The sequence below is a fragment of the Streptomyces sp. AC627_RSS907 genome, assembly GCF_019049165.1.
Window position 1 is genome coordinate 1 of the sequence record NZ_JAGMUE010000424.1, and the last position, 551, is coordinate 551.

The window sequence follows — 551 nt, forward strand, 5'->3', positions numbered from 1 at the left end:
GGTCGGCCTCGGCCGCCGAGGCGTCGCGGGCTGGCAGTGTCTCGCGCTCGCCGACGCCGCGCGCCGGGCCGCCGACGCTCCGCACGGGACCGTCGGCGGTGCGCTCGGACTCGGTGCCACCCTGTTTCGCGGGTTCCTCCCCGTTCCACAACCCCATGAGCGGGAACTCTACCCAGCACCCGCCCCGTAGCACCCGGGTGGCCGGCCACCGAATGCCCCCACGGAAGGCGAATCTGCCCTCGCGGAACGCCGATGTGCCCCCGCGCCGGGTCGGCGCGGGGGCACATCGGGTGGTGCGGTGGTACGGGGAGCCCTCGATCAGCGATCGGTCAGGGGCGCCCGCTCAACGGTCGAGCCGCTGGTCAGAGGCTGACGCCCTTGCCGCGCAGGTAGCTGACCGGGTCGACGTCCGAGCCGTAGCCGGCACCGGTGCGCACCTCGAAGTGCAGGTGCGGGCCGCTGCTGTTGCCGGTGCTGCCGGACAGGCCGATCTGCTGACCGCCGGTGACCGACTGGCCGGCCGAGACGGAGAGCTGCGACAGGTGGGCGTA

At 74.0% G+C, this 551-nt stretch carries 1 protein-coding gene; it reads right to left on the minus strand.

Annotated elements, in window-relative coordinates; translation table 11 throughout:
* Nucleotides 1-362: 362 nt before the first annotated feature.
* Nucleotides 363-551: M23 family metallopeptidase (locus tag KUM32_RS36250; protein WP_217146150.1), on the minus strand; the 189-nt coding region annotated here is incomplete at its 5' end.